At 37.8% G+C, this 21,305-nt stretch carries 27 protein-coding genes and 1 tRNA gene; 9 read left to right on the top strand and 19 right to left on the bottom strand.

Features of this window, described 5'->3' with window-relative positions:
- Window position 1: 1 nt before the first annotated feature.
- The gene (locus tag I592_RS07270) at window positions 2-205 is read right to left on the bottom strand and encodes a hypothetical protein (RefSeq protein WP_010780854.1); all 204 of its coding nucleotides are present in this window, start codon (window positions 203-205) and stop codon (window positions 2-4) included.
- Between the two features lie 161 nt (window positions 206-366).
- On the opposite strand from I592_RS07270, the gene I592_RS07265 reads away from it, so the two are divergent.
- The 3 genes from I592_RS07265 to I592_RS07255 all read left to right on the top strand — a co-directional run bounded on the left by I592_RS07265 (window position 367) and on the right by I592_RS07255 (window position 1,484).
- A complete protein-coding gene (locus I592_RS07265; RefSeq protein ID WP_010780855.1) occupies window positions 367-894 on the top strand; it encodes an HdeD family acid-resistance protein in 528 nt (175 codons plus the stop codon).
- A 62-nt stretch (window positions 895-956) separates the two neighbouring features.
- On the top strand, window positions 957-1,352 hold the full coding sequence (locus tag I592_RS07260) for a hypothetical protein (RefSeq protein WP_010780856.1): 396 nt from the start codon (window positions 957-959) through the stop codon (window positions 1,350-1,352).
- A 59-nt stretch (window positions 1,353-1,411) separates the two neighbouring features.
- Window positions 1,412-1,484 (top strand) — tRNA-Gln (locus tag I592_RS07255).
- A 57-nt stretch (window positions 1,485-1,541) separates the two neighbouring features.
- Here I592_RS07255 and I592_RS07250 read toward each other — a convergent pair.
- The gene (locus I592_RS07250) at window positions 1,542-1,973 is read right to left on the bottom strand and encodes a universal stress protein (RefSeq protein ID WP_010780857.1); all 432 of its coding nucleotides are present in this window, start codon (window positions 1,971-1,973) and stop codon (window positions 1,542-1,544) included.
- A 278-nt stretch (window positions 1,974-2,251) separates the two neighbouring features.
- On the opposite strand from I592_RS07250, the gene I592_RS07245 reads away from it, so the two are divergent.
- The 4 genes from I592_RS07245 (at window position 2,252) to I592_RS07230 (ending at window position 4,944) form a co-directional block, all read left to right on the top strand.
- On the top strand, window positions 2,252-2,962 hold the full coding sequence (locus tag I592_RS07245; protein ID WP_010780858.1) for an AzlC family ABC transporter permease: 711 nt from the start codon (window positions 2,252-2,254) through the stop codon (window positions 2,960-2,962).
- The gene (locus I592_RS07240; RefSeq protein ID WP_044926139.1) at window positions 2,955-3,275 is read left to right on the top strand and encodes an AzlD domain-containing protein; all 321 of its coding nucleotides are present in this window, start codon (window positions 2,955-2,957) and stop codon (window positions 3,273-3,275) included. Before I592_RS07245 ends, I592_RS07240 begins: the two co-directional genes overlap by 8 nt.
- 86 nt (window positions 3,276-3,361) lie before the next feature.
- On the top strand, window positions 3,362-3,583 hold the full coding sequence (locus tag I592_RS07235) for a hypothetical protein (RefSeq protein ID WP_010780860.1): 222 nt from the start codon (window positions 3,362-3,364) through the stop codon (window positions 3,581-3,583).
- Between the two features lie 284 nt (window positions 3,584-3,867).
- On the top strand, window positions 3,868-4,944 hold the full coding sequence (locus I592_RS07230; protein ID WP_010780861.1) for a PQQ-dependent sugar dehydrogenase: 1,077 nt from the start codon (window positions 3,868-3,870) through the stop codon (window positions 4,942-4,944).
- A gap of 83 nt (window positions 4,945-5,027) precedes the next feature.
- Here I592_RS07230 and I592_RS07225 read toward each other — a convergent pair whose 3' ends face one another.
- A complete protein-coding gene (locus I592_RS07225; RefSeq protein ID WP_010780862.1) occupies window positions 5,028-6,302 on the bottom strand; it encodes a glycoside hydrolase family 73 protein in 1,275 nt (424 codons plus the stop codon).
- Window positions 6,303-6,634: 332 nt separating this feature from the next.
- Between I592_RS07225 and I592_RS07220 the strand changes: the two genes are divergently transcribed.
- Window positions 6,635-6,904, top strand: a complete 270-nt coding sequence (locus I592_RS07220; RefSeq protein WP_010780863.1) for a hypothetical protein — start codon at window positions 6,635-6,637, stop codon at window positions 6,902-6,904.
- A 97-nt stretch (window positions 6,905-7,001) separates the two neighbouring features.
- Window positions 7,002-7,319: a hypothetical protein gene (locus I592_RS07215; RefSeq protein WP_010780864.1), complete on the top strand. Its 318-nt coding sequence runs from the start codon at window positions 7,002-7,004 to the stop codon at window positions 7,317-7,319.
- Window positions 7,320-7,457: 138 nt separating this feature from the next.
- Here the strand turns inward: I592_RS07215 and I592_RS07210 are convergent, their stop codons facing one another.
- The 16 genes from I592_RS07210 to I592_RS07130 form a co-directional block, all read right to left on the bottom strand.
- A complete protein-coding gene (locus I592_RS07210) occupies window positions 7,458-8,222 on the bottom strand; it encodes an ABC transporter permease (protein WP_010780865.1) in 765 nt (254 codons plus the stop codon).
- Window positions 8,219-9,154, bottom strand: coding sequence for an ABC transporter ATP-binding protein (locus I592_RS07205; protein ID WP_010780866.1), 936 nt, complete (start codon window positions 9,152-9,154; stop codon window positions 8,219-8,221). Before I592_RS07205 ends, I592_RS07210 begins: the two co-directional genes overlap by 4 nt.
- On the bottom strand, window positions 9,151-9,363 hold the full coding sequence (locus I592_RS07200) for a PLD nuclease N-terminal domain-containing protein (protein WP_010780867.1): 213 nt from the start codon (window positions 9,361-9,363) through the stop codon (window positions 9,151-9,153). The genes I592_RS07205 and I592_RS07200 overlap by 4 nt, the downstream gene beginning before the upstream one ends.
- Window positions 9,356-10,480: a helix-turn-helix domain-containing protein gene (locus I592_RS07195; protein ID WP_044926136.1), complete on the bottom strand. Its 1,125-nt coding sequence runs from the start codon at window positions 10,478-10,480 to the stop codon at window positions 9,356-9,358. The genes I592_RS07200 and I592_RS07195 overlap by 8 nt, the downstream gene beginning before the upstream one ends.
- A 135-nt stretch (window positions 10,481-10,615) precedes the next feature.
- Window positions 10,616-11,290 carry a TVP38/TMEM64 family protein gene (locus I592_RS07190; RefSeq protein ID WP_010780869.1) on the bottom strand — a complete coding sequence of 225 codons (675 nt, stop codon included), beginning with the start codon at window positions 11,288-11,290 and terminating at the stop codon, window positions 10,616-10,618.
- A 56-nt stretch (window positions 11,291-11,346) separates the two neighbouring features.
- Entirely contained in the window at window positions 11,347-12,201 is an 855-nt protein-coding gene (locus I592_RS07185) for a nucleoside hydrolase (RefSeq protein ID WP_010780870.1), read from the bottom strand.
- Entirely contained in the window at window positions 12,198-12,863 is a 666-nt protein-coding gene (locus I592_RS07180) for a TIGR04282 family arsenosugar biosynthesis glycosyltransferase (RefSeq protein ID WP_010780871.1), read from the bottom strand. The genes I592_RS07185 and I592_RS07180 overlap by 4 nt, the downstream gene beginning before the upstream one ends.
- Entirely contained in the window at window positions 12,856-13,851 is a 996-nt protein-coding gene (locus tag I592_RS07175) for an aminoglycoside phosphotransferase family protein (protein ID WP_010780872.1), read from the bottom strand. The genes I592_RS07180 and I592_RS07175 overlap by 8 nt, the downstream gene beginning before the upstream one ends.
- Window positions 13,852-13,863: 12 nt before the next feature.
- The gene (locus tag I592_RS07170) at window positions 13,864-14,544 is read right to left on the bottom strand and encodes a TIGR04283 family arsenosugar biosynthesis glycosyltransferase (RefSeq protein ID WP_010780873.1); all 681 of its coding nucleotides are present in this window, start codon (window positions 14,542-14,544) and stop codon (window positions 13,864-13,866) included.
- Window positions 14,541-15,536, bottom strand: a complete 996-nt coding sequence (locus tag I592_RS07165) for an ABC transporter ATP-binding protein (protein ID WP_010780874.1) — start codon at window positions 15,534-15,536, stop codon at window positions 14,541-14,543. The genes I592_RS07170 and I592_RS07165 overlap by 4 nt, the downstream gene beginning before the upstream one ends.
- On the bottom strand, window positions 15,520-16,317 hold the full coding sequence (locus I592_RS07160; protein WP_010780875.1) for an ABC transporter permease subunit: 798 nt from the start codon (window positions 16,315-16,317) through the stop codon (window positions 15,520-15,522). The genes I592_RS07165 and I592_RS07160 overlap by 17 nt, the downstream gene beginning before the upstream one ends.
- On the bottom strand, window positions 16,311-17,165 hold the full coding sequence (locus I592_RS07155; protein WP_010780876.1) for an ABC transporter permease: 855 nt from the start codon (window positions 17,163-17,165) through the stop codon (window positions 16,311-16,313). The genes I592_RS07160 and I592_RS07155 overlap by 7 nt, the downstream gene beginning before the upstream one ends.
- Window positions 17,158-18,396, bottom strand: coding sequence for an ABC transporter substrate-binding protein (locus tag I592_RS07150; RefSeq protein WP_010780877.1), 1,239 nt, complete (start codon window positions 18,394-18,396; stop codon window positions 17,158-17,160). Before I592_RS07150 ends, I592_RS07155 begins: the two co-directional genes overlap by 8 nt.
- A gap of 9 nt (window positions 18,397-18,405) precedes the next feature.
- Entirely contained in the window at window positions 18,406-19,161 is a 756-nt protein-coding gene (locus I592_RS07145; protein WP_010780878.1) for a heterodisulfide reductase-related iron-sulfur binding cluster, read from the bottom strand.
- A 57-nt stretch (window positions 19,162-19,218) separates the two neighbouring features.
- Window positions 19,219-19,590, bottom strand: coding sequence for a 4Fe-4S dicluster domain-containing protein (locus I592_RS07140; protein ID WP_010780879.1), 372 nt, complete (start codon window positions 19,588-19,590; stop codon window positions 19,219-19,221).
- 375 nt (window positions 19,591-19,965) lie between these two features.
- A complete protein-coding gene (locus tag I592_RS07130) occupies window positions 19,966-20,997 on the bottom strand; it encodes a sulfurtransferase (RefSeq protein ID WP_010780881.1) in 1,032 nt (343 codons plus the stop codon).
- Between the last annotated feature and the right edge of the window lie 308 nt (window positions 20,998-21,305).

Below are 21,305 nucleotides of genomic sequence, written 5' to 3'. Positions count from 1 at the left end.
TCTAACTTGGAATGAAATTAGAATATTTTACCACGACCATGTTAGATTTGTCATCTCGCTGCTCTTGATCAATCTCTTCACACTGATTGATACGTACAACAGCACAATTTGTCATTTTAGAAATTACTTCGCCCTCAACACATTCTTCGAACCCAATTGGGTGGCAGCGATAACTTCTTCCTAGCTCAATTTCTTCTTCATTCATAAGTAAGCCCTCCAGTATCGACATTCATTTGTTCGTCTAGCTTTTGGATCAATGTTATTCGCAATTATACCGAACTATGGAATGGTTTACAATCGAAATCTTCGCTTCAGTCGCAAAAAAAACTTAAATCAGGTAAAATCATTTCAAGGGAGTGATCGTTCATGTTAAATTTTATCGATTCAATAAAAAAAGACGGCTATTTGAGAAGTGCTTTCTATCTAATACTTGGAATTGCTATATTGATTTCACCACGTAGTGTTTTCAGAGGGATCGTGTATATCATCTTTTTCTATCTACTAATTTTCGGTATCATGCAAATTATCCGTGGGGTAAAAGCGAAAAAATATACTGGAAATGTTGGGTTTGAAACTACTAGCGGAATTACGCGAATTATTATCGCATTTGTAATCCTTTGGTTTTCAAAAGGAATTATCAGTATTTTGCCGATGTTCTTAGGTTTTATTATTTTGATCTTTGCCATTGGTCAATTTCTTCAAAGCTGGTCTGCGAAAAGAAATGGTTTTCCAGTTATGGCCCAAGTCATATACAGCGCCTTGATGATTGTTGCGGGTTTCTTCTTATTGTTTAACCCTTTCAGCAGCTTGATGTTTCTTTTTCAAATTTTTGGCTTTTTATTGATAACTATGGCTATTTCAGAATTTATTAACACTCGTCGTTTTAGCCGATAAAAATGGTTTCTATAATAAGAAACAAGATTTATACTTAGTTTATCAAGAAAAGCGAGGTTTTTATGAATACAGCAAAAGAACTCTATCAATTTACCAAAAAGTATGGAATCAATTACAACACTACGGAAGAAAAGGGCGTCTTATTATTTACTAACTTCTTAGCAGAATTTCCAAAAACAAATTTTTCATTTTCTTTTATCGGTTTCCATAAGTACGAAAGTATAAAGAAGCAAGAAGGCCTAACTGCATACGGAATCTCAGGAAGTACACTTTATGCCCTGAGCAAGCAAAAGTCTTATAAATACAATCTATACCAGTGCAAAGAAATTAGTGGTAAGAAAAAGCTAAACGGGATTCGCTTAACCCTGCTTTTCAGCACCGAAGTGGTTAAGATCAATTTAGGTTTTGCTGACGGGAATATCATTTTAGCTGCCTTAAAACAAGCGGGTAAAAAATAATCGAGTCTTTTCATTTGAAGAATAGGAAAACTAGCGTTATACTTTTTTCTGTTCTTAATTGGGATATGGCCAAATTGGTAAGGCGCCTGACTCTGAATCAGGTAAGTGTAGGTTCGAGCCCTACTATCCCAATAAAAATAGGGTTTCTATTCATTGATTGAATAGAAACCCTTCTTTTTTTCTTTAAAATTATGGCTTTACAACCATGACATTACAACTTGCGTGATTTACTACATACGCTGTAGTAGATCCCACTATAGCTTGTTCCACTGCACCCTTGCCGGTTGATCCAACAATAATTAAGTCTACTTGCGTTTCAACTGCGTAATCGACAATCTTCCGTTTAGGATTTCCAGAATCAATTTTAGTTTCGTAGTCCAACTTACTGATATCTGAATTAGCAATGAGTTGCTCGAGCTCGATTTCAGCATTGTTAAGATGGAATTTTAATGCATCATTAATAAATGCTGGATCTCCTAAAGAAAATTTATAATCCACAACTGTAAGTATAAAAAGTTTTGCTCCATTACGTTCAGCTATGTTCAATGCTTCATTGAATGCATCAGTAGAAGCGGTAGAACCATCCACTGCTACAAGAATTTTTTTATAACTTTCTTTCATTGAGAACGCCTCCCTTAAAATCATTATACAACACTTATAACTTTCTAGAAAATCAAAATGCCACCAACTTCCAACAGCATTTTTAAATTAATCGTCTAAAAATAGTAATAATATTAGTTTTTAAGCTAATATTTCTGTGGTAAAATAAATTGAGCATTGATTCACCGCCAACTATTGCTAACGCTCGTTGGACTTATTGCTCTTTTTTTATTTTTTATCCTCTTGTTTTTTTATTAGTTTTGTTCTAATATGATTAAAACCAAATGAGAGGAAAAATTATGGATAATCGTATTGTTCAAAACCCCAGTTTTTTTGATGGTGTTAAAGCTTGTATCCCCACAATTATGGGGTATTTAGGAATTGGGATCGCGATGGGTATCGTCGGAAAATCCGCTCATCTTGCTATTTGGCAGATTTTTTTGATGTCTACTGTCGTTTATGCGGGAAGTGCGCAATTTATTTTATGCGGGTTGCTTTTACTAAGTGCGCCTATTTTATCGATCGTCTTTACTATTTTTCTTGTTAATTTACGGCATTTGCTTATGAGTCTTTCTGTTGCCCACTATTTTAAAGATGATTCACTCATAAATGGTATTGCTATTGGAACATTGTTGACTGATGAGTCCTACGGCGTACTGATGTCCACGCTTGCACAAGAAAAAAAGGTCAATAGTTCGTGGATGCACGGATTGAATCTTACAGCTTACCTTATTTGGATTCTTTCTACCGTTATCGGTGCACTGTTAGGAAATTTTATTCCTGATCCTACTATTTTTGGATTTGATTTTGCATTGACTGCGATGTTTCTTGGATTGTTTTTGTTCCAAGTGCAATTACCCTTAAAAAGGCAAAAAAATAAAACATGGACCATTTTGGCAGTAACAATCATCAGCCTCTTTCTTTTGATGCGTTTTGTTTCTGCTGAACTTTCTGTTATTTTGTCGACATTACTGGGCTGCTTATCGGGGGTATTGATACGTGATGAATAATAATTATTACTTACTAACTTTGTTAGGATGTGCGTTGGTCACTTGGGTACCACGTGTACTGCCCTTCGTTTTGACAAAAGCGCTCACATTACCGCCAACTTTCCAAAAATTTTTAAGTTATTTACCAATGACGATTTTGACAGCGCTATTGTTTCAAAGTTTACTGAATTTCCAAACAGGTCATTTCCCTACATTGCGTTTTCCAGAAATTTTTGCGTGTATCCCAGCATTGATCGTTGGTATTCGTACAAATGACCTCATGAAAATCGTATTAACAGGTGTTCTTGGAATCGCGCTTTTGCGGTTGCTTTAAATTACACCCGTTATAGAGCTTATTTCTGGTTTTACTAGAATAGCTGATGTAATATATAACAAATAATAGAAAAAGGAGTAATTCTCATGAAAAAGATCGCTGGATATTTCTTTCAAAAGCCCTTGGTGTTGGATGACAAAAAACCTTTCGAAATTCTGCTCCCAACGGATAGTTTGTATGACGGGAGTGACGTAGTTCTAGAGTCGAATCAGCAGGTGCTATGTGAAATTGGAAAAAAATATGATTATTCTACTGATAAACTTCATAGTTTTTTTGTTATTTCAGAAATTTCAGACGTTGAAAATTAGGGTACAGAAAACGAGTTTATGGTATGTTAAATTTTGGTGTTCACTAAAACAATAATGTTTATCATGAAAACATTGATGTTCTTTTTTATGATTTCATGGTAACTCTTAAGAGACAAAGTTATAGCTGCTTATGCGGGTAGAATACTTTGTCTTTTTTTGTGTGCTCAATCCCTTGCATGCTTTTATTTAAAGCATATTTTTTTACTTCCAGTCCAAAATAATGATAGGTTAAAATTAATAACTACGAGCCACTTAAGATTTTAATATTCTAGGAGGAAGAAGGAATGATAAAGAACCCGTTATTTTTAGGAATGCTATTTGTAGCTCTAAGCGGCTGCGGGAACGAAGACTCAGCGACTGTTTCAGAGTTGTCTGGCACAAAAGAATCTGATGGACAAGAAGCAGAAGTCATTGCAGAAAATTTAGCTATTCCTTGGTCGATTGAACGTCACAATGAAACTTTTTATATTAGTGAACGAGGAGGAACGATTGCAAAAATCTCTGATGGTGAGGTGGAACGTCAATCCGTTTCTTTGGAACGTCCCCTATCCTCTGCTTCTGAAGCGGGACTTTTGGGTTTTGTGCTCTATCCTGATTTCTCAGAATCACAAAAAGGCATTGCCTATTATACGTATGAAGACAACGGGAATCGACTGAACAGAATTGTAGAATTGACCTTAGCAAATGACGAATGGCAAGAAACAGCAGTTTTATTAGACGATATTCCTAGCGGGAGTACGCATCACGGCGGAAGAATTAAAATTGGCCCGGATAAAAAGATATACGCGACAACTGGTGATGCCTCTCAGCCCGACTTAGCGCAAGACAGAGATTCTTTAGCTGGAAAAATTCTACGTCTAAATTTCGATGGGTCTATTCCCGACGATAATCCCTTCTCTAATTCCTATGTTTATAGTTATGGCCATCGAAACGCACAAGGATTAACTTGGTCTTCTGATGAGACGATGTATGCAAGCGAGCATGGGGCAAGCGCGAATGATGAGATCAATAGAATCAGAGAAGGCAGGAATTATGGCTGGCCTGACATTGAAGGCTCAGAAGAGCGTGACGGAATGGAGTCCCCGCTTTTCACCTCTGGAAATAGTCAGACCTGGGCTCCTTCAGGAATGGCTTATAAGGATGAAGCCCTTTACGTAGCAGGGCTACGCGGAACTGCTATTTTACGTTTTGATTTAGACTCGGAGGAAGAAAAGCAAGTTGTCAAGGGATTTGGCCGCATAAGAGATGTCTTCATCGATGGAAATACCCTCTATTTTGTAACAAATAATCGTGATGGTCGCGGGTCTCCAGACAATCAAGACGATCGTCTGGTCAAGGTATCGGTGTCCTCACTTGATTAACATCATTAGATTAAGCAGGCAGTTTTCTCGCAAAAAAGATCTTGATGAAGCCTCTCATCAAGATCTTTTTTAGTATCATTATTTTATTGTCCGTACCAGCCAATTCCTTCATTGCGCCAGCCGTGTTTAATCAAATTATCTCGCTCGCTTTGAAGCAATGTGTAATGATGCGCGCCTGCTTTTGCATTTGGATTATACAGGCGATACAGTGGCTTACTGCCACCTGAATACCAGCTTACTCCTTCATAACGCCAACCGACTTTTACTAAATGATTCTTTTCGGAGACAATCGGTGTGTAATGATGGTCTCCTGCATTCGGGTTATAGAGACGATAAACAGGTGTACCGCTCTTTGGAGCCTGCCAACCGATTCCTTCGTAACGCCATCCTGCTTTTCTAACGTTGTCTCGTTCACCTGTACTGGCCGTATAAAAATGCTCCCCACTGTTTGGATTGTACAAACGATACATTGCATTGGTTTGTACAGGTGCTGGGGTTGAACCGCCACCATTGTTTCCACCAGAGTCATACTGGGTTAACTTATAGGTCTCAATGACACTATTTAGAGTAGAACCATAATTTGGCGCAGTTGCGTAGCGTCCCGTTAACCAGGCAGTCGCATCTTTGTACGATTTAGTATTACTTTTCCAAGCACCAGAATAATAATAATTGCCTGCTGAGAACGATGTAGTTTTTAAAATAGTTACATTATCGCCCAAAGACTCCTTGAATGAAGGGTATTTTCTAAATTTGGCGTTGATCTGATACCAGCCATTTTTTTCACTATATTCCCATGTTGGCATGGTTACTGATTGACCGTTGTACATTCCTTTTATACCGAAGAGATTGTGGTTAGGCGATCTGGAGAGGTCACTTCCTCCCCAGCCACTTTCAACGATTGCTTGCGCGATCATTACAGAAGCGTAGAGATTATTTGAATTTGCTAAAGACTTTGCTGAAGGCGCTACTTGGTTTATAAACGCCTGTTGTGTATTTACAGCTGAACGCGCTGCTCGAAAAGCGGGTGGCGCTAAAGTGAAATCTTCGAATCGAATAGGATGATGAAATTGTAAATTCCCTAATTCATCAAATTCCTGCTCATCCACCGATTCATTTTCTTCACTCGCCTGCGGCTGCTCACTCGAACTGGCTTCGGTTGTTTCTGAATCGATTGTTTCGTTCGTTTTTTCTGTTGAAGGTGTCTCCGTTGTTTCCTCTGAGACCTTCGATGATTCAACCATCGATGAACTTTCTGTTTTATTGGTTGAATCCGTCGTTTCTTCTCCGTAGGCCACACCTGTTGATAGGCCTATACTTCCTAATAACATCACACTACATAGTAGTTTTTTATAATCCATGTCATCCCCCTCTAGCAACTATTAAAAAACGGTTACAATTAATATCTTTCTTATTTCCCCTCTATATAAACTAACAAATATTAATCACAAAGTAAAATTTTTTAGTTGGATTCTAACGATTAAAAAACGTGATATTCCCGGCTTTTTTCAAATGTTTCCATTTTTTTTAAAATAAAGAAAGAATTATTAGGGATTAACAACGTGATTATTCTTATGTTCAGTATTTCTCGATGAGAAAGGATTTCCTCATTAATTAAAATTAGTAATTCTCATTTTTTTGTTATTTGTCGAGGGCGCTGATTTTGATATAATGGCCTTCAGGAGGGAAACTTATGGATATTGGCAATGCCGTTTCAGGGATCATTTATTTAATTTTTATTGTGATGACTATCATTTATTTTTATTTATTTAAAAAAGATCGCGTATTGATCCATTTATCCTTTTCCCTGATCCCGACTTTTTTATCTATCTACTTACTCATGAACTACCACCATTATCAACCTGTTGAGGGCGCATGGGCGCTTGCTCTTTTGATGCTAGTATCGCTTCTCGCTTTTATGCTCTATTGGATGATCTATTCTTTTTTGAATCACAAACACTGACAGGCTGGACGAACATTCACAATAATCCACTATTCTTTTAGTCGTTGTATGCTATAATAAATCTTGTTTATTCCAACCTATTCAAAGGAGCTTTGTTATGGCGCTTTTATTGACATTACTATTCGATCTTCTGATGATCGTCCTATTCTTATTCCGAATGGTTAGAGGAGATCAAATTACGTTTATCGTAAGCATCGTTTTGCAAGGATTGTTATTCATTGATTTGCTTGCAATCGTACTGTTACGTCCCGCGAAACAAGAAATTACAGATACTGTAGGCGTAGAAACAACTCGTCGACAATCTCGCAAGTCTACAAAACCCGCACGTGGTGGTTTTTTAACTAAACTTTCTTGCATTGTTGCTCTGTTGTTATTAGCCTATTATATCTATTCGGTTGTTTACTTATTTATTTAATAATCAGCCCTTCGACTTTTAGTGGTGCAAATCATTTTAAAAAGGTATGCCCTCAGATTGCGGCATACCTTTTTCTTTCTATTTATAAAACTAAACTTTGCAGATGAGACAAGATACTGAAATAAACCTGGGGCTTTCTTATAATTTTTTCTTATTTAAAACGAGCGTACTCAACAATAAAAATATCAGAGAAAGTAAAAATGCTAGTACCATTGCTGGTACATACTTCTCAAAAGCTGGACCCTGCTGTAAAAACAGAAGATTTTGCGTCACCAATGAGATTGGATTGTACTTTTTAAGATTGTCAAAGAGACTCAACAATAGGAGTAAAACGACCCCTCCACCCGTCACTAGCATGCCTTCATAGCTATTACGAGCAATGGTAGAAGAAAAAAGAATCAAACTCATTAGGAAAACTCCAAAAAGCCACACAGGAAAGACAGCCTGAAAAAGATGAGAACTTTTACTATCGTCAAAGTAATAGTTGGTATACCCCCAGGTCACCAGAAAGGCTACAAGAAAGCTAATGCTCCATTGAAATAGCAGATTCACTATTTTTCCACCAATGATCGCCCCTCTTCTGAGCCCCTTCGTAACAAGATTAATCAGCGTTCCTCTACTCACTTCATTACTGACTGTTCCGCTAAATATCAATGCCACTACAATCAAACCAATTTGATTAACATTCTTAAAAAATTGCGTCCAAGAATCAAGTGAAGTAGGTTCAGGAATTGTCTTAGCCATCGCCTCACCCACTGTCAGTTTAACAATCTCAGGAGTTAGTTTAGCCAATAAGGGATTCATTAGCCCAAAAATCAAAAAGATCAGAATTACGATCGCAGAACGATAAGTCCGCCAACTTTCAACAATTTCTTTTTTAGTAAAAAAGTATAAATTTTTCACTTTATCACCTCCAAAAAAATCGTTTCTAACGACGGATCTATTTTCTTGATTATTTTCGGGAAGACTTGCGCGTCTTCGAATTGTTTAAAAAGCAGCGGTGCGATTTTTTCGTAGGGCTGTATATATTCTAAAAGGTATTGGTTTTTTTGTGGGTTAAAAGAGTAGCCTTTCAATTGCTGCTGAATTTTCAATCGTTCGAGTTTTTCCGTAAAGTCTTGCAACTCTATATTTTGTTTGAATTCGATCTCAATTTGTTTTTTTGCGTATTGCTGCTTCAGTTCTGCTAAAGGCCCACTGAGCACCAACTGCCCTTGATCCAAGATTCCTACATGATCGCATATACGTTCGACATCATTCAGGATATGGGTAGAAAATACGATTGTTGTGTGCCCTTTTAATGTTGCTAACATCTCTAAAAAATCATTTCGTCCACCTGGATCCAAGGCTGAAGTAGGCTCGTCGCAAATTAATAGCTCTGGATCATTCAATAAAGCCTGTGCGATTCCTAAACGTTGTTTCATACCACGGGAGTATCCCTTAATTTTCTTTTTATCTTCTTTCAAACCTACCAAGGATAATAACTCGGAAACTTTCGTTAACAACTGTTCTTTTTTCATCCCAGTAAGTTGCCCGCAAAAAGTTAAATACTCTTTACCAGACATATAGTCGTAAAATTCTGGCACGTCAGGTAAGTAACCCGTATAACGATTCGTTTCATTGTCCCCAAAAGTAACCGGAGTTCCTTTAATAAGAATTTCGCCGCTGCTTTTTTCCTCTAAGCCGAGGATCATTCTCATAGTGGTTGTCTTTCCAGCGCCATTTTCTCCTACGAACCCAAAAATTGAACCCTTTGGAACATGGAGATCTAACTTATTTAAGACATATTTTGACCCATACTTTTTTGAGACTTGATGCAGTTCCAAAATATTCATAAATCATCCCCTCTTCCAAATACAAAATAGAAGACTGGACCAATAATCTGAAAAACGATCACGATCAATAACCACACTGCTTTGTTCCCGAATCGATAGTTAGGATGTTTTAGTACATGCCAAACTGCTGTGATCATTAAAAGTAATTCAAGAAGCACGAATGGCAATAGAATCGGTAAATTTTCTCTGAAAAAATCTAAATTATTCATTTTTTGAATGCTCCTTCTTTATGGCACGTAATTCACTATAAATATTCTGCAATTTCTCTTGCTCCTTGAATTGACTAAAGACGGGATTATCGATGATTGCATCACTCAAACTCTCTTGAACTTTCATAGAATCTCTGGGGAGTTGCGTCCCAATTTCTGATTGATCTAGCCATTCATTGATTTGATCAAAATAGGCATCCCCGTGCAAGACAACAGGGAATTCTGTCTCCTTCATGACCTCGAGAAAAGCCCCTAATAGTTGCAAAGCAGCTTCTTCATTTCCCATTTTCGCATAGCCGAAAACAGCAGATAATTGAAAATTCATCAATGAGACTGGATGCAGCGAGCTGAATCGAAAAATCTTTGCAAATTGACTTCCCCGTGAAACTGTTTCAGTAAATTTTTTAGGATCATCAGTCAGTAACTGCAAGTAATTCGTGAAAAAGCTCATGAACACTGCTGCATATTGATAAATTCCACTTTGCAACGTTTCAATTGCTTGACCTGACTCTCCCTTTTGTTGCTGAGCAGCCGCGATCAAGCTTTCCACCGGAAACAACATAGGCGCACGATCTCCAAGCATGGATAAAACTTTGTCGAATTCTTGTAGTACAAGCGCGGTATAGGCTTCATATTTTAAAGCTTGCGTAATTAATTCAGGATCTTTTGATTGTGTTCGAACATGAATGAATAATTTTTGAGCTTCTTTGGTGTATGTCGGAAGTTTTTCTTCACCTGGCAGCAAGTCTGCATGATTCAATAGAAACATGCCCATCTGTAAGACGAATGGATAGCACGAATAGTACCGTCGTATCAATCTATGAATGAGAAGTAACATCTCATCCGGTTCTTTAGTTTTTAATCCATCCTTTAATGTGGCATATATTCGCTGTATTTCATGATTCTCCAGTTGTGGCTGATAGGCTAAAAGCGAATCTATTGTCATGTCGAAATAGGCAGCTAAGAGCGGTAACAGTGAAATATCTGGATATGTTTGCCCCGTTTCCCACTTTGAAACAGAAGCTTTTGATACCCCTACAAAATTTGCCAATTCTTGCTGCGTTATCTTTTTTTCTTTGCGTTTTTCTGAGATGATCTTTCCTATACTCATTTCCATCCTACTCTCCCCTTTCATACCAATTTTAAAATGAGTACTAAAAGAAAACAATGGAGTTGTTGTTAACTTATACGCTAAAAAATCAACCAATGGGAAACAAAAAGACCAGAGCAGCCGCTCTGGTCTTTAGAATGCCTAATCATTTTTATACTCTGAACTCAGTCGATTCAATTTTTTACTGATTTTCTTTGGTAGATATGCGAGAAGCGCTAAAAGAATTCCTGCGATAGATAATTCTACCAGTAAAGTTCCAGATATTCCTTTTGAAGCAATCTCTGATGCCATAAAAGCATAAATAAAACTAGCAGGCATCATTGTCAAAAAAGAAATTATGCTGAATTTACGAATACTCATTGGTGTCATCGCATAGGCATAGCTTTGAATGGCAAAAGGAAAAACTGGGACTAGTCGGGTAAAAATCAAAAAGGCGATGCCATTTTCTTGAACGCCTTTTTCTATTTTTTGAAAAGTAGGATCTGTTCCAAAGCGTTGCAAAATGTATTCTCTTGCAACATATTTTCCTATAATAAATGAAATGCTTGCACCCAATGAAGCACCGATAATGGTCAAGCATCCACCTACAAAGCCACCATATGCTAGGCCCCCTACAATCGCTAAGAATTGTCCTGGCAAAAGAAATACTGCTACAAGAACTGACAGTAAGATAAAGAGCACATATCCCCACCAACCAAGGCTTTCCAGATACGCTCTAAGACTTTCAATATCTGTCAGCAAACTCACTAAACCAAACTGATAACCTAGAAAGGTCACAAAAAGAACCAATAAAATAAATAGGATTATTTTTTTCAACGGTGCTCCTTTCCACTCTAGCATTTTGAGAACGCCATTTATCATAAAATACTTGCTTATTTCAATAAGCCTGCAAGCATTCGTTGAATAACTATATGATTAAATTCCGTTAAGTCGAGAATGCTTTTCGGCATTTTTACTATATAGGAGGATTGTTCAGCTAATGAGATCCTTCCAATTGTAAGATCAGGTTGTGTCGCTGATAAGCAATATTTTTCATGACTAAACAACTCCGGGCATTCTAGATAAACGGCAGTGGTCATGTCCCAGTTACAAAATCCTGAGAAACCAAACATTTGCTCATTCCAATTGATCCATTTTTCTAATGTCTCGCTTATCCATTCTAAGGATTCTTGTTCTATCTGACTTTCTGCAGCTTTTATGAATATACTCAGATCCTTTTTTGAAAAAAAAGCTTGAGCAGTCATGTGCCCATTCATGATAGTGATCTTCGCCCGACTAAGTAGTACCTTCTTCGACGCTGCGGCATCACAAGAAAAATTCAGCTCCGAGACAGGACGTTGATTGACTACTAAAGGCTCCGTCGTCCCGCCCATCAAAACAATTTCTTGTACTTTCATAAAAAATTCAGGGTCGATCATGCTAGCGTCCAATATATTTGTCAATGCACCTGTTGCGAGGATTGTCACCTCGTGAGGGTATTTGTTGACCATCTCTACTAAAAAATCTGCTTGATTTTTTGAATGATAGTTAAAATGAATCCCCACTTTTTTTTGAAGTGCTTTCGTCATCTGGACGACCTCTCCCAGCGTTCCATTCCCATAGGTCAGAGTCACTCCAAGAAGATCCATTTCTGCTGCACCCAGTAAATAAAAGAGTGTCAACCCATCATCGACGTCGTGATTTTCTAAGCCAAAGGTATTGTCACAGTCAAAAATTATTTTTCTCAATCCAATACACCTCTATTATTCTCCAACCATTGACAGAAGTAAAAATTTTCATCGTTTAGGTCGTGTTGAATTTCTTTTAAATCATCTGGAAAGTCGATATCTTTGATAGCAGGCAGTAAAGTCACCTCGTAATCTGCTAAATTCTTCAATGTTTCACCTAGCACGTCCTTTTCCCCCCAAGGGATTTTCTTCTCGAAAATACGAGATAACTCGATATGTTTGTTACAACCAACCAAATAATACCCGCCGTCCGATGACGGACCAAAAGTGATATCTGTCATTTGCTCAAATGCAGATTTGATCGTATTACTATTCAGATTAGGAATGTCGCTACCAGTCAATACAACTTTCTCATACCCTTTAGTAAAAAGAGACGTCATTGCATGGTCCATTCGCTGTCCAATCGTTTTACCTTTTTGCCGGAAAGGATTAAATGACTTGGGTAAATCTACCAATAGTTGCGAAGGATCCCCCTCATCTGAATAAGCAAGGAATAGATCTATCCCTTGTTCTTTTAAATCTTCAAACTTCACAAAGCAATCTAGAAGAATAGCGTGCTGCATCTCACAGGCCTCTTCTCCACTAAGTACACTCTGCAGTCGAGTTTTAACTTTATTTGGAACCGGAACGCGAGTAAACAAAACATACGCATTTTTATTCAAACACTTGCTCCTTTAACGCATGACGTAGGAACTGCTCGTCAAGATAGCTGGATACTTTATCAAAAATTTCCTGATTTTTCAGTTTTTTAGTGTCCTTTTGATAACTATCATAAGCCATTGCTGACCAAGAGAGCGCACGGAGCATTAAGTATGGATGGTAAATTTTAAGCGCCTCCTCGAATTGTGTGCGGTTAAAGTCTGTTTCAACCAAATATCGCGTGAAAAATTCTTTCTTCTCCTCTTGCTTCAGGATTAAGTTGCTTCGCCATAGAGTCGTCGTTGATGCTAAGAATTGTGAAATATCTTGAACTGGATGGCTAATCACCGGCTTTTCCCAGTCAATGAGAAAACCCTTTTCGCCAGTAATAAAATTGTGGGAGTTTACCTCCGTATTATTGATACACCAATGATCCAAGTCGATGAAAAAGTCTTGTTGGTGAGTATTGTTTTCACACCAATTCAATGCTTTCACTAATTGCTTTTTGGCTGTTAATGGAACAACATCGCTTTTGAGGACTGGTTCCAATAATTTCTGACATTCTGTCACACGCGCGGATAGTATCGTTCCCTTTTCCTCTACAAAGATCTTTTCAGCATCCTCATCAATTGGTTGTTTATGAATATTCCCAAAAATACGTGCAGCTTCTTTTAAATCCTCGCGATAATTTAACGGCTTTCCATTTAAAAACTCCATAATCAGCAATCCTTGCGAAAAAAAATGACAGGTATCATCTACATAAAACACGTTTGGCGTTCTTCCAGATCTTTCAAGCCATTTTAATGCACGGTATTCATAACGGATCTGATTATCTAGTTGCAGTTGACTTCCATAATTCAAGCGAAAGACGTAACTACTTGTTCCATCAGAAATAAGAAAATTCTGATTGTATTCACCTTGTGCTAAAAACGCAACGGTGAATGCTGATTTCAGTTGAAGTTGCTCAACAAGACACGTTTCGTTTAAGTAGTCCTTAATTTTTTCTAACATCGCTGCTCCTTGCTATTTGTAGTATCGTTGCGCCAATTTTTCAGGTGACATTCCTAGCAAATAGAGTAATTTTATTTTATGCATTTTTAAATGCGTCCGAATTTTCCCTTTGCGAAATTTCCGACTAGAGGTAGTTAATTTAACAGGCAATGGATAAAAAAGCCCTATTTTTTTTAGGTTTCGACTCAATCGCCAATCCTCCATTAACGCGATTGATTCAAAACCGCCAGCTTTCTCATAGTTCTGTCTCGTGGTAAACAATCCCTGATCTCCAAAAATGAGTCCGAGATAACGAGCCCGTAAATTAGATGAAAAGGACAGATAGTGATAGAACCGCTCCTTTGAATCAAAAGCAAGTTTAAAAAAACCAGCACTGTATTGTTCATTGTTTAATGCTGCCTGTATTTGTTCTAAAATAGAGTAAGTCGTTTCCAACCTACTGTCACCGTGCAGAAACCATAAAATTTCTCCTCCGCTCTTCTCAGCACCCAATTTTAACTGCGCACCACGGTTCGCTTCTTTCAGCTGATAAACGGTTGCATAGCATTTGGCTACCTCACATGTCTGATCTTGACTGCCCCCGTCAACAACAATGATTTCATAAGAAATAGAACTCCTCAATTGTGTTAACTGTCGTAGCAAATGTGAAATATTCTTTTCTTCATTCAATGTCGGAATAATAATTGAAATCATAGCCGCATTACCGTTAACGTTTCAGAAAAAGTTAAATAAACTTCTTCTCCAGCAGTGACTTTTTCTGAAAGATTGGTCAATGTGCATTCTGTGTTTCCAATCTCAAGTAAAACTTGTTGACCGTTAGGAGTCCACTCACACCTTTTAACAAATGCTAGAGCCCCACTGTTTTGAATCGAAGTTTCCATTCCGATCGGAATAAAGAGTAACGATTCCCCTTGTATATTCCTTGGGTTGTGCACTCTTAACTCAACGTTTTCAGCTTGGAAAATATCCTTTTGGGCTACCCCTCGGATAAGATTGGTTTCTCCAATGGCTTCAGCTACAAGACGACCGGCCGGGTGGTAATAAATTTCTTTAGGCTCATCAATTTGATGGATTTCACCCTTCAATAGAATCACCATACGATCTGCCAGTTGAAAGGCCTCGTCACGATCATGAGTGACTAAAATAATACTAAACTGATACGTTTCTTGCAGTCTTCTTAAATATTCCCGCATAGTTATTTTCAACTGTTGATCTAAGTTGGCAAAGGGCTCATCCAATAACAACAGTTTAGGTTCAAGTACAACCGCCCGTGCCAATGCTACTCGCTGTTTTTGCCCACCTGATAGTTGATCAGGATACTGTTTTTCTAATCCTGTCAGGTCAAACACTTCAATGATTTTTTCGACCTTTTCTGCTATTTTATCTTTAGCGAATTTACGTACCTTCAACCCAAAAGAGATATTCTCTACGACTGTCATGTGAGGAAATAGCCAAAAATCTTGAAAAACTAATAACGTTTTATCTTGCGTGAAGTCTTCCGTAAACGCTATTTTTCCTTTTGAAACAGGTTGAATTCCTGCAATCATTTTGAGCAAACTAGTTTTCCCTGACCCTGACGGTCCAAAAAGCGCAACTATTTCCCCAGCCTTCACCTCGAAAGACACGTCACGTATTATTTCCTTTTTTCCGTAATTTAACTGTATATTTTTAACGCTCAGTCCCATACGTGACTCCTCCAATTGCCTTTTTTAAAATAAATACACCTAGCATCGTACATAACAAAAATACTACACTGTACATGGACGCTAATCCAAAACGGCCGTTATTCGCGTAAGGAAGAAGCAATAATGGCAGAGTGATGATTTTTCCTCCGCCAATAAAAAAAGTCGGTAAATATTGGCTAAAAGAAACAATAAATACTAAACTGGCAGCAGTCGTTAATCCAGGTCTCATTAACGGCCAGGTGATAGACCAAAAAATCGTCCAAGGTTTAGCACCTAAACTTTCCGCAGTCAATTGATACCCTTCCCCTAATTGACGATAACTCTCAAGCAAAATCTGCATTGCATAAGGCAAACAAAAATATGTATGAATCAAAATGATCCCAAAAAAAGTTCCTGTCAAATGGACTTGTAAAAATAATGTCTGGGTAGACGTGACAATCGCTATGGCGGGTAAAATCAAAGGCAAATAGATCATTACTTCTATCCAGCGCGGAGCCAGTAATTTTTGAAGTGAAAAGTATTTAGCGGCCGGCATAGCGATCAAAAGACTAATAAGCGTTGTTGCTATAGCGATGAAGAAGCTATTTACCACAGCTGGAAAGAAGCTAGGATCAAGTCTCATTTGATTAAGAGATTTCAATGCCACCTTCTCTGGAAAAAGTGACGGATACATCCATTGGTCGCTAAATGACCATAAAACTAGGAAAAGCATTGGTAATAATAGAACAAATGCGGTTAAGAGCAATAAATAATAACTAGTTTTTGAAGAGAGCTTTACCATATTTTTCTCCCTCCTGGTAGAAATCGGCTAATCGCCAAGCTAAGAAAGCTGACCGTCAAACATATCCCCGACATCACAAGATTCAATGCAAACGCCAACGGTCGAGTGGTTAAATCTGCTTGAGTAAACAACTCATAGGTTGTTATTGCGATCGTTTGATTACGAGGGTTCCCTAACAAATACGGGACCTCAAATGAAGCAAAAGTAAAACAAAATAATATTATAAACAAAGTAAATAGTGTTTTTTGAATCATAGGTAAAATTATTGAGAAAAATATTTTTATCGTTGAGGCGCCTAAATGTTTAGCCACCTCTATATACCCTAACTGTAACTGCTGCAAGATTGCCAAAGTCGTCACCGCAACAAAAGGAATTTCCTTGTATAGAAAAACCGCAAGGATGCCGAAACCTCCTGAATCATGAATTAGTAAAGGAAATTGATCCATTCCATTAATCCATCCTACCTGAAAAAAAATACGTGAAACGATTCCTGATTGACTAATTAATTGCATAATCATCAGCGCTACAATTATGTGAGGCAACGAAATAGGTAAGTTAATTATTTTATGTAACCAACAACTTGGAACTTTCATTAGCAGAAAGGCTAACGCCACACCACCTATCAAAGATAAAAAAGTCGCAGTCAGCGCTAAATAGCAGCTGTATAAAAGCGACTTTTGAAAGAAAGGCTCTGCTAATACTTGTTGGTAATTATTTAACGAAAAATCTTTCAAGCCCACTATGGGATAATACCCTAAGCTAATTTGCAGCCCTTTGAAAAGTGCTGCAAAAATTATAACGCTGTTTAACAGAATGAAAGGCAAAGCAAAGAACGTTTTTCTATTCATGAAGAACGTGCTCTTTCCATAATGTCTCAATTAAAGGGATTTTTTCTGCTTGAACCTCAGGAATTTGTTTTTCTTGCATTTCTTCAAGTGAAAGAAGCCCTTGATTTTTATAAAGATCTGACAATTTCTGATTGGTTTCTTTCGACAGTTTGTTAGAGTCAAAAGGTGGAATGCTATAGCCATACTCTGCTTCAGCTTTCTTCAATTGCGCGCTCTCACTAGTCATTTCGTTAATTAGTACCAATGCTGCAGGTTTGACTTTTGATGTTTCAGCTATGGCCAAGTAACTCTGGTTTGCGATTGTTCCTTTATCAAATAAGAAGGATTCGGTTGTCGGTTTAAACTCATTCTCTTTCCGCTTTTCTGCGACATGCATCTGAGAATAGCTGTAGCTCATATTGACCTGTCCAGCAGCAAACATCTGATCCAATTCAGCGGTCGTCGTTGGATAGGTTTTTCCTTCTTGCCATAGATAGGGTTTAAGCTGATTCAAATAATCCAAACCAGGCTTGATAACTTTATAAAGCGCGTCTTTGTCTGAACTGGCATTTTCCACCTTATCGTAACCGACGATATCACATATAACATTTCTTACAAAGGCGCTGCCTGTAAACTCCGGAGGTGCTGTATAAGTAAGTTTCCCTGGATTTGCCTTGGCATAATCAAGTAATTCTTTTGTACTTTTAGGAAATCCTTCTTTGAAGTTTTCGCTATCACCTGCAAAAACCAATTGTGCACTCCCATATGGAACCTCGTATCCATCAATTTTGACACCAAAATCATACGTTGAGTTGTGTCCGTCGACATCCATCCATTTTTCAAAGCTTTCAACTTTGTCCGTGATTGGTCCATAAAGAAGCTTTGCTTGTTTTGCTGTATAAAAGTTTTCACCATTGATCCACATTACATCGATGTCGCCTTCTTTGGCTCCTGCTTCTTTCTCAGTGGTCAACTTATTCAAAATCTGGTCAATGTCCATCGGAATACGCTTCACTGTAATGTCGTATTTTTCTTTCATTGCAGGAGTTACAACCTCGTCAACCCAAGCGTTTGCTTTTTCATCGCCACCGAAGCCATAAAAAGTGACAGTTTCTCCTTTAGCCTCAGTTACTGCTTGAGAAAAAGTAGTGATGGATTCTGCTTTTTGTTCTTCTTTCGTTTCATTTGTCTTGCAGCCAGTCAAAGAAAGCAACATCCCTGTTGCTAACAATCCTATTAACCATTTTTTCATACGTCTCTCCTATGCTCGTGTAACTATTTTTTTTGATTGGTACCGATTTTTCCAGGCCTTTACTGGATTGGATAGCGGATGCGATGAGGGCGTATCCTCATTATGGATAACCTCGCCAAAAATCAAATCTAGTAAATGCCATGATTTTCCTCCACCTAAAATCATTGCTGACGTACAGGTGGCACAGTAAGTCACGATGTGTTCTGTTTTGAAATCTTGAACACGTTTCTCTGCAAATTTTTTTGCTAAATTCGGATTAGTGACACCACACATTCCACCCATGCCGCAACATAATGTATCTTCACCCGATAGACGATTTTTTTGGACCTTGTATCCTAGCTGCTCCAGCAATGTGCGAACCGCTTTATGTATTTCCGTGACTTCTTTAGTCGGGCAAGAATCCTGTATGGAAAAAACAACATCACTAGTTTTCCCTTTGCCAAGTGCTTCTTTTGGCAGGCCTAGCTCAGCCATTTTCACCCATAAAGAGGTCGTAGGAAACTGTTCTTGAATGGTCATCGTTTTAATACACCCTTGACACGCTACGATCAAATTGTCGATCTTTGCTTGTTTGACTTGTTTAGTTAACTCGGCAAAACGCGTTTGAAATAATTCTTCTTTACCGATCATACGCGTCGGTTTCCCGCAACATCCCTGAATAATAGCCAGATCCGGATAGTAAGTCTTTAAATAATCGATGACTAATGCAACTTGATCTGGATTGCTAGAACTCAATGAGCATCCTGCCATGAAACCATGCTTCATAGTATATCTCCTTTTTATGCTCCTCATTTGGTAAGACACATTTTATTATTGAGTAAATTAATGCTCAGAATCCGAAAAGCTTCCTCGATTCACAGCACTAAAGAATTTACTCGTAGAAAGTCTTTGATGCATCTCTACACTTTTTAGCTGTTTTAGAGGATTTTTTTCTTTGACTAAATCTTGACGGATAGCTAAAAAAGCCTCATCTAGTTTTAACTGTAATGGACAAACTACCGTACATCGACCACATAACATACATGAAAAAGGAAAGATTGGCGCCAAATCTTTTTCTAAAAAGCGTTGAAACAATTCTTTAGGATTCTCACAGTATTGCTGTAAAAAAAGACAGTCTTTCATGCAGCGTTTGCAACTTGTGCAAGTTTCCGCGATTAACTGAGCCATTTCAATTGTTTTACTTGAGTAATCCATTAGACGAGCTCCTCATTAATAACACTACCGCTAGTTGTAATAAAACTCCTAAACATAAAATAGCACTTATTAAATAGTAGATTGGCGATGCTTCTAGCGTAAAAAATAGCTGCCAAACTAAGAAAAGTCCGCTAATCATCACCAGTAAAAATGACTCTATCGTTCTTTTTTTTAAGGTTAGTAAGAGTGCAATTACGACTAAAACTACCGGCAGTAAAAATAACTTACTGCCGACAGCACTATTATTGACCTTATGAGAATAAAATGACACATTCCGCATAAACCCTAAATGATTTTTATAGAGATCATTCATCAGATAGATGACATAAATCAGACCACTTTGTATTATATGCACAAAAATTCTAAAAAGTTTCATTATTTCAAGATTTTCACTTTATCTTTGTCTCTTGGGTCGCCGATTTGAACCGGATATTTACTTGGATCTTTTTGATGTGCTTTATCCCAATCAAACCATCCGCCGTCAAATAATCGTACATCCTTCCAGCCTTCTTGTTTTGTAATAAAGAATGCCGTTGCTGCACGCCAACCAGTCCCACAATAGAAAGCAACTTCTTTATCAGGCGTGATTCCCCATTTTTTCCATGCAGCAAAAATTTTTGTTGGTTCTTTGACAGTTCCATCGTTATTCATTAATTGAGCAACATCAGCACTCGTTTTACTTGATTTTGCGTATACAGCGCCTTCAGGTTCACCCGCATTTTCAATATAGTCATATCCGCTAGTTTTGCCTGTGAACTCTTTCCAACTACGAATACTTGCTAAAACTAACTCAGGATTCTTTTCTTTTGAAGCAACTAAATCAGCAGAAGTAGAAATTAAGTACTCAGGGCGTCCTGGAACGTTCGCACCGAAATCTTTTGCTGCTTTTCCTTCTTCTTCCCCTTTTTCTACTTTATAGTCCGCTTTTTCCCATGCCTTTAATCCGCCATCTAAAATCTTCACTTGGTCTACACCCAACCAATAGGCAACGAAGGCTACACGTGCTGCTGCATTGATATCACTAGAATAGACAATTATTGGCGTTGTTTTTGTCACGCCGCGTTTTAAAAATACTTCTTTACATGTTTCAGCATCGAAAATATTCCAATTGGTTTCTTCACTTTCAATTTCCATTGTGTCGATATGGAGGGCGCCTGGAATATGAGCCTTTTTATAGTCTTTACCTTCACCATAAGAAGCCTCGATAATCACTGTATCTTCGTTATTTTTCATTTGTTTTTTAGCCCATTTTGCATCGACAAAGAAATCATCCTCTTTGATATCTTTGCTTTTGACCAACCGCTGAACTTTGTTCGACTTATCCGCAGCATGAACCACTTCTGTTTTTGAATAGACAACTAATGCTGTTAACAACAAACAGCCAATTACTGTAATCATTTTTTTCATTTTAATTGCTCCTCTAAAAGTTTGTTTTTTCACTTAAACCGTTTTCACAAGTAGGAAATGCTCATTTTGCACACGACAAAAAAACATACTAAATCAAGTATGTTCCCTCCTGCACTGTCTCAATCCACGTGCTTAATCGTCACTTAATTCGATTAAAACTTTGACCCATCGGAGGAAAATCAGTTGTCCTACTTGCTTAGAAACTCTAAGTAATGACTGATTTCATAGTCACCGTTGATAATTTTTAAGCATAAGGACACCTCCTGCCTCCCATTTTAAAATCGGGGTCTTTTCCTTACCGAGTATAT

The sequence above is a fragment of the Enterococcus gilvus ATCC BAA-350 genome (assembly GCF_000407545.1).
Classification (GTDB): domain Bacteria; phylum Bacillota; class Bacilli; order Lactobacillales; family Enterococcaceae; genus Enterococcus_A; species Enterococcus_A gilvus.
The sequence above is the reverse complement of the archived record's forward strand: the minus strand, read 5'-3'. Positions and strand labels throughout refer to the sequence as shown.